This is a genomic window from Raineyella antarctica (assembly GCF_900092135.1).
GTDB lineage: Bacteria > Actinomycetota > Actinomycetes > Propionibacteriales > Propionibacteriaceae > Raineyella > Raineyella antarctica.
Genome location: NZ_FMYF01000002.1, coordinates 151,852 through 168,286, shown reverse-complemented (window position 1 = coordinate 168,286; position 16,435 = coordinate 151,852). Strand labels below are relative to the sequence as shown.

The 16,435-nt window shown below is 71.3% G+C and carries 17 protein-coding genes; 12 read left to right on the top strand and 5 right to left on the bottom strand.

Annotated features, from left to right (window positions below; genetic code table 11):
* Positions 1–82: 82 nt before the first annotated feature.
* Positions 83–1,372: a DUF6884 domain-containing protein gene (locus GA0111570_RS03305; protein WP_092606334.1), complete on the top strand. Its 1,290-nt coding sequence runs from the start codon at positions 83–85 to the stop codon at positions 1,370–1,372.
* A gap of 33 nt (positions 1,373–1,405) precedes the next feature.
* Here GA0111570_RS03305 and GA0111570_RS03300 read toward each other — a convergent pair whose 3' ends face one another.
* From GA0111570_RS03300 to GA0111570_RS03290, 3 genes are all read right to left on the bottom strand, one after another.
* Positions 1,406–2,191, bottom strand: a complete 786-nt coding sequence (locus GA0111570_RS03300; protein ID WP_092606332.1) for an SGNH/GDSL hydrolase family protein — start codon at positions 2,189–2,191, stop codon at positions 1,406–1,408.
* 84 nt (positions 2,192–2,275) lie between these two features.
* A complete protein-coding gene (locus tag GA0111570_RS03295) occupies positions 2,276–2,668 on the bottom strand; it encodes a hypothetical protein (protein WP_092606330.1) in 393 nt (130 codons plus the stop codon).
* A complete protein-coding gene (locus tag GA0111570_RS03290) occupies positions 2,652–3,041 on the bottom strand; it encodes a hypothetical protein (RefSeq protein WP_092606328.1) in 390 nt (129 codons plus the stop codon). The genes GA0111570_RS03295 and GA0111570_RS03290 overlap by 17 nt, the downstream gene beginning before the upstream one ends.
* Before the next feature lie 137 nt (positions 3,042–3,178).
* On the opposite strand from GA0111570_RS03290, the gene GA0111570_RS03285 reads away from it, so the two are divergent.
* From GA0111570_RS03285 to GA0111570_RS03235, 11 genes are all read left to right on the top strand, one after another.
* On the top strand, positions 3,179–4,333 hold the full coding sequence (locus GA0111570_RS03285; protein ID WP_092606326.1) for an LLM class flavin-dependent oxidoreductase: 1,155 nt from the start codon (positions 3,179–3,181) through the stop codon (positions 4,331–4,333).
* Positions 4,330–4,995 (top strand): CE1759 family FMN reductase, encoded by a 666-nt coding sequence (locus GA0111570_RS03280; protein WP_092606324.1) that lies wholly within the window; start codon positions 4,330–4,332, stop codon positions 4,993–4,995. Before GA0111570_RS03285 ends, GA0111570_RS03280 begins: the two co-directional genes overlap by 4 nt.
* Positions 4,996–5,167: 172 nt before the next feature.
* A complete protein-coding gene (locus GA0111570_RS03275) occupies positions 5,168–5,593 on the top strand; it encodes an ankyrin repeat domain-containing protein (RefSeq protein WP_092606322.1) in 426 nt (141 codons plus the stop codon).
* 135 nt (positions 5,594–5,728) lie between these two features.
* Positions 5,729–6,784 (top strand): sulfate ABC transporter substrate-binding protein, encoded by a 1,056-nt coding sequence (locus tag GA0111570_RS03270; RefSeq protein ID WP_092606320.1) that lies wholly within the window; start codon positions 5,729–5,731, stop codon positions 6,782–6,784.
* A gap of 3 nt (positions 6,785–6,787) precedes the next feature.
* Positions 6,788–7,657: a sulfate ABC transporter permease subunit CysT gene (gene cysT / locus GA0111570_RS03265; RefSeq protein WP_092606319.1), complete on the top strand. Its 870-nt coding sequence runs from the start codon at positions 6,788–6,790 to the stop codon at positions 7,655–7,657.
* Positions 7,654–8,460 (top strand): sulfate ABC transporter permease, encoded by an 807-nt coding sequence (locus tag GA0111570_RS03260; protein WP_092606317.1) that lies wholly within the window; start codon positions 7,654–7,656, stop codon positions 8,458–8,460. Before cysT ends, GA0111570_RS03260 begins: the two co-directional genes overlap by 4 nt.
* The gene (locus GA0111570_RS03255; protein WP_092606315.1) at positions 8,457–9,467 is read left to right on the top strand and encodes a sulfate/molybdate ABC transporter ATP-binding protein; all 1,011 of its coding nucleotides are present in this window, start codon (positions 8,457–8,459) and stop codon (positions 9,465–9,467) included. The genes GA0111570_RS03260 and GA0111570_RS03255 overlap by 4 nt, the downstream gene beginning before the upstream one ends.
* Positions 9,468–9,915: 448 nt before the next feature.
* Positions 9,916–10,242, top strand: a complete 327-nt coding sequence (locus GA0111570_RS03250; RefSeq protein ID WP_217633998.1) for a FeoA family protein — start codon at positions 9,916–9,918, stop codon at positions 10,240–10,242.
* Complete coding sequence (gene feoB / locus GA0111570_RS03245; RefSeq protein ID WP_092606313.1) at positions 10,239–12,182, top strand: ferrous iron transporter B; 1,944 nt, start codon at positions 10,239–10,241, stop codon at positions 12,180–12,182. Before GA0111570_RS03250 ends, feoB begins: the two co-directional genes overlap by 4 nt.
* 55 nt (positions 12,183–12,237) lie before the next feature.
* On the top strand, positions 12,238–12,777 hold the full coding sequence (locus tag GA0111570_RS03240; protein ID WP_092606311.1) for a NifU family protein: 540 nt from the start codon (positions 12,238–12,240) through the stop codon (positions 12,775–12,777).
* A gap of 224 nt (positions 12,778–13,001) precedes the next feature.
* Positions 13,002–14,021, top strand: coding sequence for a type IV toxin-antitoxin system AbiEi family antitoxin (locus GA0111570_RS03235; RefSeq protein ID WP_092606309.1), 1,020 nt, complete (start codon positions 13,002–13,004; stop codon positions 14,019–14,021).
* A 56-nt stretch (positions 14,022–14,077) separates the two neighbouring features.
* Here GA0111570_RS03235 and GA0111570_RS03230 read toward each other — a convergent pair whose 3' ends face one another.
* On the bottom strand, positions 14,078–14,350 hold the full coding sequence (locus GA0111570_RS03230) for a hypothetical protein (RefSeq protein WP_092606307.1): 273 nt from the start codon (positions 14,348–14,350) through the stop codon (positions 14,078–14,080).
* A gap of 656 nt (positions 14,351–15,006) precedes the next feature.
* On the bottom strand, positions 15,007–16,335 hold the full coding sequence (locus tag GA0111570_RS03225) for an FUSC family protein (RefSeq protein WP_175557299.1): 1,329 nt from the start codon (positions 16,333–16,335) through the stop codon (positions 15,007–15,009).
* Positions 16,336–16,435: the final 100 nt, after the last annotated feature.

Sequence of the window (16,435 nt, the reverse complement as noted above, 5' to 3'; positions counted from 1 at the left end):
TCCAGTGTCGCGTACGGTCCTCACCCACCTCTGCCCCGACGACTGGCACAATCAGCCACGGGGACCGAGACCAGGGAGAGCAATGGGTACGTGGGAATCACCGGGCAACGAGCCCGCAGCCGACGCCGGCAACGGCCTGCCCGGCGGCTCCGCCCGTCCCGCGCCCTGGCAGCCGGCGGCCACTCCGCCGCCGCTGGCCGCCCAACTCGCCGACAGCGACGCCGACCAGCCGGTACCCGCTGACGCCCCCGCCGGGACCCCTGCGGATGCTGCTGCCCCGGACGCCGAGCCGGCCCATGCGCCGCGGCGCGCCGCGCAGCTGCCCTCGGCGCCGTCGGCCCCGACGATGCGGCCCGACCTGGTCCTGGTCGAGGACAGCCGCGAGCAGCTCGACCACGCCGCCCCGGCCGGTGACCTGTTCACCAGTGAACTGTTCGTCCGCGCCCGGGCGTACGCCCGGTCCACCGGGGCGCCGTGGTTCGTGATGTCGGCCGAGTACGGCCTGCTGGCCCCCGAGCACGTGGTGGGGCCCTACGACCGCAACCTGGCCACCGTGCCGACCGCCTACCGCGAGGCCTGGGGTCCGTGGGCGCTGGCGCGGCTGGAACTGGTCGCCGGGTCGCTGCGCCGCAAGCGGATCGAACTGCACGCGCTCAGCTACGCGGCCTCCGAGGGGATCCGCCGCCAGCTGCTCGGCCTGGGCGCCCTGGTCCTGGAGCCGCTGCGCGGCCTGTCGGTGGCCGACCGGATCGCCTGGTACGACGCGGCCGCCGGCGGCGTGGCGACCCCCGCGGCGCACGCCGCGGCCGGCTCCGGTGCCGCCGGTGATGCGGATGCGGCCGTGCTGGGCGATGCGGCCGGGGCGCTGTCGCCCTCGCGGCTGCTCGCCTCGGTGGATGCCTCGCTGCGCCAGCCGGGCCTGTACAGCTGGTTCGTCGACGAGGTCGGCGCCGCGCAGCTGTCCGAGGGCCTGGGCGCGCACGTCTCCCCGGGCCTGGTCTGGGTCGGCCAGGCCGGCGCGCTGCGCCCGGGCAGCGGCCTGTCCAGCACCGCCACCCTGCGCACCCAGATCGCCTGGGTCCACCTGGGCCGCTCGGTCCGGCTCTCCCCGCTGCGGCGGATCCTGGGCTCGGCGCTGTCGCAGGTTCCGGACTCCGGGGTCACCTCCGAGGACGCGCTGACCGACTGGATGCACACCCACCTGAGGATCGCGACGTCGGCCACCATCGAGCCGGAGAACCTGGCCGAGCGCGCCGAGGTGCTGGCGGCCCGGCTGGTGCCCCAGCTCAGCGCCGAGCATGCCCCCGACCCCGAGGTGCGGGCAGCGGTCTCGCGCGCCCGGCTCGAGTTCGACGGCTTCCCGGCCCGCTGAGCCGGGGCCGATAGCGGGCCGCAGCGCGGCCGGCTACTTCAGCTTCGCGAGGACGGCCTTCGCGATCGCCTGCTGGCCGGCGGCGTTCGGGTGCACCCCGTCGGGGGCCACCAGGTCGGCGCGGCCGGTCAGCGGCTGGCCGATGTCCAGGTACTGCACGCCGGCAGCGTTCGCAGCGACCCGCACCCCCTGCTTGGTGCCGGTCAGGTCGGCCGGGACCGGGTCGTCGTCCCACAGCGGGGAGACCACGATGATCCGGGCCTTCGGGGCCGCCTTGTGCAGGTCGAGGTAGAGCGTCGCGGCCGCGTTCGTCACGCTGGACGAGCCGTCGTTGCGGCCACCGGAGACCACGATCACCGCCGGGTCGGCCGCGGCGGCCTCCTTGACCATCCCCGGGTACGCCGGGCAGCTGTCCAGGCCGCAGGCGGCCTGGGCGCCGGGACCGCTGACCGAGGTCACGTAGCCGGTGCCACCGCGGGCCAGGTTGGTCTCGTTCCAGCCCATCTTCTCGGCGACGAGGCCGGTCCACGTCGTGCCGTCACCACCGGCGCCCGCTGCGTACGAGTCGCCGATGAAGACGGCCGTGGGCGCGGAAGGATCACTGGCCTTGGTCGGTGCGGTCGTCGCCGTGGGGCGGGCGGACCCGCTGGGGCTCGCAGGCGCGGAGGTGCTGGTCCGAGTCGCGGCGGGGTCGTTCGGTGGCGCACCCACGGCGTCGGCCGAGGTGCCCCCCTGCCTGGTCATGGCCAGCACGACCATCACCACGGCGAGGACGGCCAGCAGACCGAGCCCGATATTTCCCCACCGCTGCTTGTCCACAGCCGCATCCTAGCGACGGGTCACTCACGCGACAGGTGGTTCGGCTCCGGCCCCGTAGGGGCCCCTGCGCCAACCTGCTCCGGATCAGGCGACGATGTCGATCACCACGACGGCCTCGGGGGTCTCCTCCCCCACCAGCTCGCGGGCCCGGTCCATGACCGCGGACAGCCCGGCGCCGAGGCCGTACTTCTCCTTGATCGCGGCCTTGGCCTCGTCGAACAGCGGGCCGTCGGCGACGACGGAGGCGCGCCCCTCCAGCAGGGGATCGGTGACCTTGGCCCGGCCGGTGCGGGAGCAGGCCCGTACGCTCACCACGGGCGCGGCGGCGAAGCGTTCGGCCGCCCCGGTGCCGTCGGGCAGCCAGTAGGCGACCCGGTGGTCGGCGAGCTCGACGACCCGCTCCACCGAACTGGTCTCCCCGCCCTCGGTGTCGTACGCGGTGACGAGGACGTGGTCGGCGTCAGCGAGGATTCCCATCGGTGCCTCCCCGGTGCGGACGGTCGGCCGGGTCGACCGGGCGGGTCTGGTCGGTGTACGGGGCCTGGCCGGTGGCGCGCTGGCGGATCTCGGACTCGCGTCCGGTGTTCACCGCCTGCAGCGTCTCCTTGCGGATCCGGCCCGACGAGCGGCGCGGCATGCCCAGGCCGAGGCCGAGCAGCAGTCCGCCGACCAGGGCCAGCCCGATCGCGAGGGCGAGCTCCTGCTGGGGATTGACCTGGGGCGCGCTGCGCATCGACTCGGCGACGGCGACGAGCTTCTGCAACTGGAACCAGCCGAGGTAGGTGTAGATACCGGCGCCGACGATGCCGGCCACGCCTAGCAGGGCCAGGAGACCTTTCAGGATCTTCATACTTAAACTCTAGGGGGGCGGGGCTCCGGTCCGGAGGAAATCGCCGGGCGCGGCGTGGCACGCCGGAATACATCGGCCGGACCCGTGGTTACAATGGTTGAAGATTCAATCCAAGGACCACGTGAAGGGATCCTGCCATGCAGTTCGGCGTATTCAGCATCGGTGACGTCACCACCGACCCGACCACCGGCCGTACGCCCACCGAGGGTGAGCGGATCCGGGCGATGATGACCATCGCCGAACACGCCGAGCAGCTGGGCCTGGACGTGTTCGCCACCGGCGAGCACCACAACCCGCCCTTCGTGCCCTCCAGCCCCACCACGATGCTGGGCTACATCGCCGGTCGTACGAAGAACATCATCCTGTCGACCGCGACCACGCTGATCACCACCAACGACCCGGTGAAGATCGCCGAGGACTACGCGATGCTGCAGCACCTGGCCGAGGGCCGGGTCGACCTGATGATGGGCCGCGGCAACACCGGCCCGGTCTACCCGTGGTTCGGCAAGGACATCCGCAAGGGCATCGAACTGGCGATCGAGAACTACCACCTGCTGCGCAAGCTGTGGCGCGAGCCGGTGGTGGACTGGAAGGGCGAGTTCCGTACGCCGCTGCGCGGCTACACCTCGACCCCGGCCCCGCTGGACGACACCCCGCCGTTCGTGTGGCACGGCTCGATCCGCTCCCCCGAGATCGCCGAGCAGGCCGCCTTCTACGGTGACGGCTTCTTCCACAACAACATCTTCTGGGACGCCGCCCACGTCGGCCAGATGGTCGACTTCTACCGCCAGCGCTTCGAGCACTACGGCCACGGCAGCGCCGACCAGGCGATCGTCGGGCTGGGCGGGCAGGTGTTCATGCGGAAGAACTCGCAGGACGCCGTCAAGGAGTTCCGTCCCTACTTCGACAACGCCCCGGTCTACGGCCACGGCCCCTCGCTGGAGGAGTTCACGTCGATGACCCCGCTGACCGTCGGCTCGCCGGAGCAGGTGATCGAGAAGTACCTGACGTACGCCGACGTGGCCGGTGACTACCAGCGCCAGCTGTTCCTGATGGACCACGCCGGCCTGCCGCTGAAGACCGTTCTCGAGCAGATGGACCTGCTGGCCACCGAGGTCGTGCCGGTGCTGCGCGCCGAGTTCGACGCCCGTCGCCCGGCCCACGTGCCGTCCGACCCGCCCACCCACGCCTCGCTGGTCGCTGCCGGGCCGGAGGGCAAGCACCACCTGGTCCAGTCCGCCACCCTGCCCGAGGACCGCAACGAGACCGAGACCGCCAAGGAGTCCGCATGACCCGCAAGCTCGCCGTCGTCACCGCCGGTGTCGGCACCCCCTCGTCGACCCGCCTGCTCGCCGACCGCCTGGTCGCGGCCGTGCAGAGCCAGGTCGGCGCGCGCGGTGAGGACGTACGCGTCGACGTGATCGAGGTGCGCGAACTCGCCGCGGCGCTGGCCACGATGACCACCGCGGCCGGCCTGCCGGTCCCGGAGGTCACCCGGGCCCAGGACATCGTCCGCGCCGCGGACGGGGTCATCGCGGTCACGCCGGTGTTCGCCGGCAGCTACGCCGGGATGTTCAAGATGTTCTGGGACACCTTCAGCCCCGACGACCTGTCCGGCATGCCGGTGCTGATCGGCGCGACCGCGGGCACGCCCCGGCACTCGCTGGTGCTGGACCACGCGATGCGGCCGCTGTTCACCTACTACCGCACCATCGTGGTCCCGACCGGCGTCTTCGCCGCCACCGAGGAGTTCGGCGGCGGGGCGGGCGGGGATCAGCTCAACCGCCGGATCGTACGCGCCGCCCAGGAGCTTGCCGGACTGATGGTCTCCACCGCCACCGGCGTGGAGGGCTTCGTGCCGGCCGGGCCGCGGCGCACCAACGGTTCGAGCCTGCCCGACCCGACCTCGATCACCCCGTTCACCCGGCTGCTGGCCGGTCACGACGGGTCGTAGCCCTCGGCGAGGACGTTGGGCTCCGAAGCCTGGCCGCGGACGTTGCGCAGCCGCGCAAGACTGGCCGCGGACGTTGCGCTCAGCTGCGGACCTTATAAGGTCCGCAGCTGAGGTCAACGTCCGCGACTGGATCCCGAAGCCAGCCCTCAGCGGGCCGGACTACGCTTCTCCCATGGCCTCCGATGACATCTTCGACCTGGCCCGCGAGGGCGAGGTCCGGGCCGTGGTCGCCCTCCTCGAGGCGGGCGCCGACTTGGAGTCGGCCACCGAGCAGGGCAGCACCCTGCTGGCGCTGGCCGCCTCGTACGGCAACGTCCACCTGGTCTCGGTGCTGATCAAGCGCGGGGCCAAGGTCAACACGGTCGACGAGCACGGCCGTACGCCCCTGTCCGCGGCGATCTACCGCGGCGAGGAGATGGTCGCCCGGCTGCTGCTCGACTCCGGCGCCGACCCGCACCTCGGCTCGCCCAACGCGATCGAGACCGCCGAGGAGTGCGGGATGCAGCGGGTCTTCACCGAGGATCAGCAGCTCAACGACGACCTGCGCGACGAACTGCGCGACGCGGACGGGATCAGCTACCGGGAGCACCGGGACTGAGCGTCCCGGCCTCCGGCTCCTCGATTTGGTCGGGCACCGTCCCGCATTCCTATAATCACGAGTGGTTTTCGATGGGTTCAGCTTTCCTTATAGTTGAGCCCCGGGGGCCAGGACGCGACAGGAATGAGGACCCCCATGCACCGCAGGCAGCACCCCGGCCGGGCCCCGGCCCGTGCCGGCCGCCGCCCGCTCGTCGGCGTCCTGGTCGCGCTGGTGCTGCTGCTCTCGGCCTGCGCCGGCGGCCCGAGTGACGTCCCCGGTGCGGCGGCCACCCCGGTCAGTGGCCCGGTGCTCAACCTGTACGCGTACTCGGTGGCCAAGCCGGCGTACGACGCGCTGACCCAGGCGTACGCGGCGACCCCGGAGGGCTCGCAGGTGACACTGCTCACCTCGTACGGCGCCTCGGCCGACCAGTCCCGCAAGGTCGCCGCCGGCGCCCCCGCCGACATCGTCAGCTTCTCCCTCACCCCGGACGTGACGCGGCTGGTCGACGCCGGGCTGGTCGCGAAGGACTGGAACGCCGGGCCGACCGCCGGCACGCCGCTGACCTCGGTCGTGGTACTGGTGGTCCGCCCCGGCAACCCGAAGGGCATCCACGACTGGTCCGACCTGCTCCGCCCCGGGATCGACGTGGTCACCCCGAACCCGCTCAGCTCCGGGTCGGCGCAGTGGAACCTGCTCGCCCCGTACGCGGCGATGAGCCACGGCGGCAAGGACCCGCGGGCCGGCCTGGACTACCTGCACACCCTCGTCCACGACCACGTCAGCACCCGGCCGTCCTCGGCCTCCGAGGCGACCGAGACGTTCCGGCAGGGCCACGGCGACGTGCTGCTCAGCTACGAGAACGAGGCGATCGTCGCGCAGCGCCGCGGCGACGCGTTCGAGCACGTGGTGCCCTCCGAGACGATCCGGATCGAGAACCCGGTGGCGGCGGTCCAGGCCGGCCCGCACCGGACCGAGGCCCAGCGCTTCGTCGACTGGCTGAACACCGCGCCGGCCCAGGAGACCCTCGCCTCGGCGGGCTTCCGTCCGGTCGACCCCGCGGTGGCCGCGGAGCACGCCGCGGACTTCCCTGCGCCGACGCGGCTGTGGACCGTCGCCGACCTCGGCGGCTGGCCGACGGTGACGCACGACCTCTTCGCCAAGGACACCGGGGCGATCACCACGATCTACAGCGAAGCGACCAGGTGACCCGTGGCCCTACCGACTCGTACGACCCCGCGCGCCCCGGCCGGCCGTCCCACCTCCCGCCGCCCCGCTGCCCGGCACTTCCGCCTGGGCGGGATCGACCCCGCCACGCTCGGCGTGGTGGTGCTGTGGGTGAGCGTCCTGGTCGCGCTGCCGATCGCCGCGCTGCTCGCGCTGAGCCTCAGCGGTGGACCGCAGGGCTTCCTGGCGGCCGTCACCCGGCCCAGCGCCCTGACCACCCTCGGCCTGACCGTCGCACTGGCCGCCGCGGTCAGCCTGGTCAACGCCGTGATGGGCACGGTCATCGCCTGGGTGCTGGTCCGCGACGACTTCCGCGGCAAGCAGGTCCTGGACGCGCTGATCGACATCCCCTTCGCGCTGCCGACCATCGTGGCCAGCATCGTGCTGCTCTCCCTCTACGGGCCGGACAGCCCGATCGGCGTGCACCTGGCCGGGCTGCGGGCCGGCGTGATGCTGGCGCTGGCGTTCGTCACCCTGCCGTTCGTGGTCCGCGCGGTCCAGCCGGTGCTGCGCGAACTGGACACCGAGGCCGAGCAGGCTGCCGCCTCGCTCGGCGCCCACGGCTGGACCATCTTCCGCCGGATCGTCTGGCCGGTGCTGATGCCGGCCGTGGCGTCGGGCACCGGGCTGTCGTTCGCCCGGGCGATCGGCGAGTTCGGCTCGGTGGTTCTGATCGGCGGCAACCTGCCCGGTCGTACGCAGGTCGCCTCGCAGTACATCCAGCAACTGATCGAGGCCGGTGACCAGGCCGGCGCGGCCGCGGTCTCGGTCGTCCTGCTGGCGATCTCCTTCCTCGTGCTGACCACCCTGCGGGTCACCTCGAGTCGGATGCAGCAGCGGGAGGAGGCGGCATGAGGCAGTCCCGTACGCTCCGGCTCAGCCTGCGCGCGCTGGCCACCGTCTACCTCGGCCTGCTGGTCGCGGTGCCGGTGACGATGATCCTGGTCCGCGCCCTCGCGCCGGGCCTGCGCACCTGGTGGCAGTGGGTCACCACCCCGGCCGCGATCTCGGCGCTGAACCTGACCCTGCTGATCATCGCCATCGTGGTGCCGCTGAACGTCGTCTTCGGCGTGATCACCGCGCTGGCCCTCGCCCGCGGGCGGTTCCCCGGCCGCGCGGTGCTGCAGACCCTGGTCGACCTGCCGTTCGCGGTCTCCCCGGTCGTCGTCGGCGTGGCGATGATCGCGCTGTGGGGCACCAACGGCTGGTTCGGCTGGCTGCCCCAGCACGGCATCCGGGTCGTCTACGCGCTGCCGGCGATGGTGCTGGCGACCTCGTTCGTGACCATGCCGTTCGTGGTCCGCGAGGTCGAACCGGTGCTGCGCGAGCTCGGCACCGACCAGGAGCAGGCCGCCGCCACCCTCGGCGCCAGCCGGTTCCAGGTCTTCAGCCGGATCACCCTGCCGGCGATCCGCTGGGGCCTGACGTACGGCGTCGTGCTGACCATCTCCCGGGCCCTGGGCGAGTACGGCGCCGTGCTGCTGGTCTCCTCCAACCTTCCCGGCGTCTCGCAGACCCTCACCCTGCTGGTGCACGGCCGCTTCGTCGACGACCACAACGTGTACGGGGCGTACGCCGCCTCCACCGTGCTGATGGGCCTGGCCCTGGTCACCCTCCTCGTCACCACCCTCCTGGACCACTGGAAGAAGCAACGATGATCACCGTCACCGACGCCACCAAGGACTGGGGCGACTTCCGCGCCCTCGACGGGGTCAGCCTGGACGTGCCCAGCGGCTCACTGACCGCCCTGCTCGGGCCGTCCGGATCGGGCAAGTCGACCCTGCTGCGGGCGATCGCCGGGCTGGAGACCCTCGACTCCGGCCGGATCGAGATCGGCGGCGTGGACGTCACCGACGTGCCGCCGCAGCGGCGCGGGATCGGCTTCGTGTTCCAGCACTACGCCGCCTTCCGGCACATGACCGTACGCGACAACGTCGGCTTCGGGCTCTCGATCCGCAAGGTCGCCAAGCCGACGATCCACTCCCGGGTCGACGAACTGCTCGAACTGGTCGGCCTCGGCGGACTGCAGGACCGCTACCCGGCCCAGTTGTCCGGCGGCCAGCGGCAGCGGATGGCGCTGGCCCGCGCGCTGGCGATCCAGCCGGAGGTGATGCTGCTGGACGAGCCGTTCGGCGCCCTCGACGCGAAGGTCCGGGCCGAACTGCGCGACTGGCTACGCCACCTGCACGACGAGGTGCACGTCACCACCATCCTGGTCACCCACGACCAGGAGGAGGCGCTCGACGTCGCCGACCACATCGCCGTGCTCAACCACGGCCGTCTCGAGCAGGTGGGCAACCCGACCGACCTGTACGACCACCCGGCGAACTCGTTCGTGATGGGCTTTCTCGGCTCGGTCTCCCGGCTGGGCCACACCCTCGTACGCCCCCAGCACATCGAACTGCGCAAGCTCGCCCCCGGCGAGGAGCCGGTGGTGACCGACTGGTCGGCGGCCAAGATCACCGAGCGCGCGGTGGTCGAGCGGGTCACCCACCTCGGCTTCGAGACCCGCGTCGAACTGGTCACCCTGCCCAGCGGCGACCGCTTCACCGCGGCGCTGACCCGCAAGAACGCCAACGAGCTGGACCTGGCGGTCGGCGACTCGGTGCTCGCCACCGCGGACCGCGACACCGAGCACGCCACGTTCGACGACTGGAGCATCTGAGCGGGGGGAAAACGCGCGGAGCACGCCCGGGGCACGCCCGGGGCACGCCTGCGGAGCACCTCGCATCGCCCTCCGGAGCACCTCGGTCCGCCCCTGCGGAGCACCTCGCATCGCCCCTGCGGACGTTAGCTCCAGTTGCGGACCGTACAAGGTCCGCAACTGCAGGTAGCGTCCGCAACCAGGTCTGGGGCGGCACGGGTCACGGGCGGCACGGGTCACGGGCGGCACGGGTCACGGGCGGCACGGGTCACGGGCGGCACGGGTCAGGGGCGGCACGGGCGGTGATCTGCCCCACACAACAGGACGGCACGCGCCCCTTTCGCGCGGGGTCGAGGGCGGATTAGTGTGCCACATCACACACGTCCGGCTTTCCCCACCCCCGTTGGTGAGGTTAGCCTTACCTCTATCGGCAAGGACGCCGACTCCCGCAACTCCAGAGGTGCCTCGTATGTCACAGATCACCGTGCTGCTGTCCGAACGGACCGTGGACCACTCCCCCGACGCGTCCTTCGAGCCTGCCTCGCGCGGCATGGACGAGCTCCTGGAGGGCGAGGTCGCCCTGGTCAGCCGGGTCTGCCACGGGTCCGATCCCGCCGCGGCGCGCCGGTTGTTCGACCTGGGCTTCACCCCCGGTGCCACGGTGAGCAAGATCCGCCGGGCCCCGTTCGGTGGCCCCGCGGTCTACCGCGTCGCCGACTACGAGATCGCGCTGCGTCCCGCGCAGGCCCGTACGATCGTGGTCGAGGGCACGTACGCCCCCAGCAGCGCAGCATGAGCCACGCCCACCACGGCGGAGGCGCCTCGGTCACTGCAGAGGGAGTGTCCCGGATCGCCCTGGTCGGCAGCCCGAACTCCGGCAAGTCCACCCTCTTCAACGCCCTGAGCGGCCTGCACACCCGTACCGGCAACTACCCCGGCGTCACCGTCGCGCGGTACGAGGGACTGGTGCAGACCCCCGCCGGCCAGGTGGTCGTGGAGGACCTGCCCGGCACCTACAGCCTGGACCCGATCAGCCCGGACGAGAAGGTCGTCGAGGAGATCCTCGACCCGGACGACGGCATCCACCCGACCCCGGACGCCGTGATCGCCACGGTCGATGCGACCACCCTGCGCCGCTCCCTGGGACTGATCGCGCAGGTGCTGACCGTCGGCCTGCCGACGACGGTGATCGTGACCTTCACCGACGAACTCGCCCGCCGCAACGGGCACCTGGACCTTGCCGCACTCGAACGCGCCCTGGGCGTGCCGGTCCGCGCGATCGCCGCCGGCGACCCGCGGGCCACCGACGAACTGCGCGCCCACCTCGACCACGCCGCACACTGGGGCACCCCGCTGGTGCCGCCGCCCACCGCGCCCGACGAGGTGACCGGCTGGATCACCTCGGTGCTCGACTCGGCCGGCTACCGGGTGCCCGAGGTCGACGCCCGTACCCGCCGGATCGACAACGTGGTGTTGCACCCGGTCTGGGGCACGATCCTCTTCTTCGTGACGATGTTCGCCTTCTTCCAGGTGATCTTCACCGTCGCAGCGCCCGTGCAGGGCCTGGTCCAGTCCTTCTTCGACTGGCTGGCCGCCCTGGCGCAGACGTACGTACCGATCGGCTGGCTGGCCAGCTTCCTCAGCCAGGGCCTGATCGGTGGTGTCGGCGCGGTGGTCGTCTTCCTGCCGCAGATCGCGCTGCTGTTCGTGCTGATCTCCATCCTGGAGGGCACCGGCTACATGTCCCGGGCCGCGTTCCTGATGGACCGGGTGATGGCGAAGGCCGGCCTGGAGGGGCGGGCGTTCGTGGCGCTGCTGTCCTCACTGGCCTGCGCGATCCCCGGCATCATGGCGACCCGGTCGCTCCCGAGCGCCAAGGACCGGCTGGCCACCATGATGGCTGCCCCGCTGATGACCTGTTCGGCCCGCCTGCCGGTCTACGTGATGTTGATCAGCCTGCTGGTACCCTCCGAGATCCGCCTCGGGCCGTTCGGTGCGCAGGGTGCGGTGATGTTCCTGCTCTACCTGGGTGGCGCGATCGCGTCGATGGGGACGGCGTGGTTCTTCAGCAAGGTGACCGGCCGCCGGCAGGGGCAGTTGCCGTTCTACATGGAGATGCCGCCCTACCGGATGCCGAAGCTGTCCACGGTCCTGCACGCGGTGTGGGACGCGTGTGCGGCGTTCCTGCGCAAGATGAGCACCGTCATCCTCGGCGCGACAGTGGTGATGTGGCTGCTGCTCAGCCTGCCGATGCCCTCCGCCCAGCGGCTGCAGGAGGCCGGGATCGACCGGACCGACCAGGCCGCCGTCGCGACGTACACGCTCAACCACTCGGCCGCCGCCGCCCTCGGCAAGGCGATCGAACCGGTCTTCGAGCCGCTCGGCTTCGACTGGCGGATCAACATCGGCATCATCTCCTCGCTCACCGCCCGCGAGACGTTCGTGTCCACGATGGGCCAGGTCGCCTCCGCCAGTGACCCGGCGAACCCGGGCACCGCGCTGGAGCGGATGACCGTCGAACACGGGCCGCGCGCCGGTGAGCCGCTCTTCACCCCGCCGGTGATCGCGTCGCTGATGGTGTTCTTCATGTTCGCGCTGCAGTGCATGGCGACGATGGCCGTGATGCGCCGGGAGACCGGTACGTGGAAGTGGCCGCTGATCGCGTGGGGGTACATGTTCACGCTGGCGTGGGTGTTCGCGTTCCTGACCCGACTCGTGGTGGGTGCACTGACGTGATCGGGCGCTGCTGCGAGCGGCCTGTGGTCGGGTGCCGCTGTGAGCGGGGGCTGACGTGATCGCGCTGCACCCGGAGGCGACCGAGGATCCGCGGACCCTCCGGTGGGTGGTACCCGCCGGAACGCTGGACTTCGTCGGCGTCCCCGCCGCCGTTCCGTCGCCCCTGGCAGGTCTGCTGGCCGATGGGACGCTCACCGGGTTGGTCGTCGAACCGGCAGCGGTGCTCACCACCGGTTCCGGTGACTGGCGTACGGTCGGGGCCACCGTGCGTACGGCCCTGGTCGCGGCCCTGGACGAGCCCGAAGCCTGGCGCGCTCCCGCGGATACGCCCCGTACGGTGCTGGCGGCCGCGGTCGAGCAGGTGATCGCCGGGGAGGTGGGCGACTACGTACGCTCCCACGGCGGCAGCGCCCGGCTGGTCGAGACCGAGGGCTCCCTGGCGACGATCGCGCTCGAAGGCGCCTGCTCGGCCTGCCCGGCGCGCGGGCTGACGCTGGACCGGCGCTTCTCCGAGGCCGTCGCCGCACTGTGCCCGGGCGCCGAGGTGCGCCTGGAGGAGAACGGCCAGCCGATCTGGGCGTGGCTGCGGCGCTGAGGGACGGGGCGGTTCCGGGTACAACAATTCCTCTGTACTGATTCCCAATAGGGACGTCCGATCCACGCAGCCACGTGACGCAACTACTGGGATCGACGTCCGCCGTTGGGAATCAGTACAGGGACCAAGCGCTGCCGGCCCCCAGCCCGCGGCTCAGCCGGCCATCGCCGCGTTCCGGGTCGACAGTGTTCCAATTGTCGTCAGCGTTCCATTAGCATGAACACATGACCCTTCTGGAACAGCCGCCCCAGGGTGGCGAGCCGTCGTTGATCGAGCAGATCGAACTGGCCCTGCATGAGCTCGGCCTCGCCACGACATGGGTCTCCCTCGCAGCGGAACGGGCCCACGACAACGGGACGGACGGCAAGCTGCGAGTTCGCTGGGATGGTGGTGAGCACGAGTTCCCGGTGGAGCTGAAGCACCACGTACGGGCAGCAGCCGTCGAACTGGCCGGACCGCCACCTCCCGGCGCAATCCTGGTCACGGAACACGTGAGCGCCAAGCTCGCCGAGCGTCTCGAGCGGGCAGGCTGGCAGGGCTACGCCGACGCGTCGGGGAACCTGTCGCTCAGCGCGCCCGGACTACTCATCCGCGTCACCGGTCATCCCCCGCGGATCAAGCCACCATCGCCGACCCTGCCGTTCACTCGGACCGGCCTGCCGGTGACGTTCGCGATCCTCGTGGCGGATGCGCGCAACACTGACCTGACGCAGCGCGAGCTCGCACAACTGACAGGTTCCTCACTCGGGACCGTCAACCGTGTCCTCCAGGCACTTCGCACCTCCGGGCACACCGGAACCGACGGGCCACTGAGGCGCCCGGACCAGTTGCGCGACCAATGGACCGCCGCCTACGTGGCCGTGCAGCCCGCGGTCTGGCCTGACGAGACCTACTCATCGCCCCGCTGGGGCGCCGTGACGGACCTCCTCGAAGCAGACCTGCCCGATGGCGCATTGATCGGTTCCGAGCTGGCCGCCTTCCGGCACGGGGCCTCGATACGACCGACGACGGCCCTGGTCCACTGCCCCCCGGCAGCTCGCAAGGAGCTGATCACCGCGGGGCGGCTGCGACGCGATCCCCAAGGCCCCATCAGGGTTCGGTCGGCTTTCTGGAGACCTGAACTCGTCGTCGGTGCAAGGACAGCACCTCCGTTCCTGGTCCGGGCCGACCTCCTCCTGGCGGATGACCCGCGCCTCACCGAGATCGCCCGCGACAGGGGAATGACGTGGAACGACTGGACCTGACCGGGCGCACCGACGTTCCCGTCCGCGAAGAAGTGATCGCCGAGCTGGTGGCCCTGTCACGGCGCGCAGGCCTGGACATCCTCATCATCGGCGCAGCTGCCCGGGATCTCGTCGTCCATGCACCCGTCGGCGCCGCAGCCGCGCGGGTCACCCTGGACATCGATGTTGCTGTCGCGGTGGGAGGTCCGGGTGGCTTCACGAAGTTCACGGCAGACCTCGAACGCGCGCGGGGCGGGGAGCACACTTTCGTCGTGTTCGGAGTGGAGGTCGATGTCATCCCCTTCGGCGGCATCGAGGAGAACCGGAGTGTGATGTTCAGTGACGGGCATCAGCTCGATGTGAACGGGATCGCCGAGGCCTTCCGCAGCTCGGTCGAAGTTCGACTCCCCGCAGGCACACAGGTGAGAGTTGCTTCACTACCTGCGCAGGCCGTGCTCAAGGTGCTCTCGTGGCGTGACCGACGCTACTCGAGCACCAAGGACGCGCGGGATCTGCAAGGAATCCTGTCGGTCTCATCCGAGGGCCCGTACGGGGATTCAGCATGGGACGACGCCGCAGCGTTGGCTGCGACAGATCACGACATCATCCTGGCCGGCCCCTATCGGGTCGGCCGTCTTGCCGCCGCCCCTTCGACCGGGCGGGGGCATCGGCAGTCATGGAGGTCTTGGATGACCCCGGGCTACGCGCAGCCCTCACGCGGGACATGGGGTCCCCGTCCAGCCGCGAGATGCTGGATGCCTTCACCGAGGGCTTTCGCAGCGGAATCACCGGGCTTTAGGCGCCATTGCCCGCATCGGGCCGCACCAGCTCGCCGGTTCCCAACAAGGAGTCCCACAGGGCCTCTGTACTGATTCCCAACCGGGACGCCCGATCCACGCAACTCCGTGACGCAACTACTGGGATCGACGATGCCCGTTGGGAATCTGTCCAGGGCCAGCGGCCGAACCGGGGACCCGAGCCGCGCCGACCCGACGCCCCAGCCCCCTCAGTCGCCGATCGGCGGCAGCTCCCCGGTCTCCAGCATGGAGTCCGGATCGACCCAGCCTTCGCCGAAGTCCGTGCCCTGGCTGCCGAACTGGTCCGCCACCGGGCGGCCCAGCACCGGGATCATCCGCGGCAGCAGGCCACGGCTGCGGTCCTCCGCGAGCTGGCTGGCCGCACGCCGCCGCTCCTCGTGCTCCAACTCGGACACGATCTGCTGCAGCACGCCGAGGATCGACCCCCGCAGCAGCCACAAGCCGCGCTCCTGCGCCGGGTCGACGGTCATCAGGTCGACCAGCATCGCCCGGGCCTCACCGACCTGGCCCAGCGCCTCATCCAGTTCCTTGCCGTGGTCGCCGTCCTTGCCGCTGACCTCGGCCTCCACGAAGCGCCCGTACGCAGCGATGCAGTCGGCCAGCGTGGCCAGCACCCACGCGAAGGCCGGACGGACGTCCTCGCCGTAGCCGTCGTCGCGGGTCTGCTGGATCGGCGCCTCCAACGACACGACGTGGAGCAGGTGGCGGACCTCCAGCACGATCCGCTCGACGGTGCCGACGCCCATCGTCAGCACCGGGCCGACGTCCGTAGTGGTCCAGGCCCGCGCGTTCATCCGGCGCGCCTCCCGGGCCTCGGTCACCGCGGCCGAGGCGCGGGAGACATCGACACTCAGGGCACGGGCGTCGCCCAGCCACTCCTCGGCGATCGCCCGGTGGATCGGCTGGGTGGACATCGACTCGGCGGCCCGGGTCAGCAGGTTCGCCGTGCCGACGGCGACCCGTTGGACCAGGTGCGCAGCCTTGCGGGTGGGCACCGGGGCGGGCAGCACCACGACGAAGAGGAAACCGATCGCCGCGCCGATCAGGGTGGTCAGGATCCGGTTCTCCACCGCCACGGCCTGGCCCTGGACCGCCAGGATCAGCATCGCGCTGATCGGGGTCTCCAACGCCTGCTCCCCCAGCCGGAAGACCTTCGCGAACGTCAGCGCCAGCGCGACGACGATGGCCAGGCTCCACCAGGACAGCCCGACGAGAGAGGACACCAGCACCGCCAGCATGACGCCGGTGACCACCGCACCGATCCGTACGACCATGCTGCGCAGCGTGCCGACGTTCGTGCCCTGGACCACCAGCAGCGCGGTCAGCGCGCCGGTCAGGTCGGGCGGCCCCTGGACGAAGGGGATGCTGGCGGCGTACGCGAGCACGGTGGCGACCGTCAGCCGCAGCACCCAGGCGCCCGAGGGACGCAACCGTCCGGGCACGTCCTTCCACCGGCGCGGGTGCGCGGGCCACAGCCGCTCCAGCACCGCCTGACCGAGGTCAGCCATCCGGGACATGTCCTCCAGCGTAGGCGAGTCGGTCACCACCTCCAGTGCCGGGAGCTTCGCCGACGGACCTCGGGACGCCGCCCCTCGGCACATTCACTCTTCCCTCACC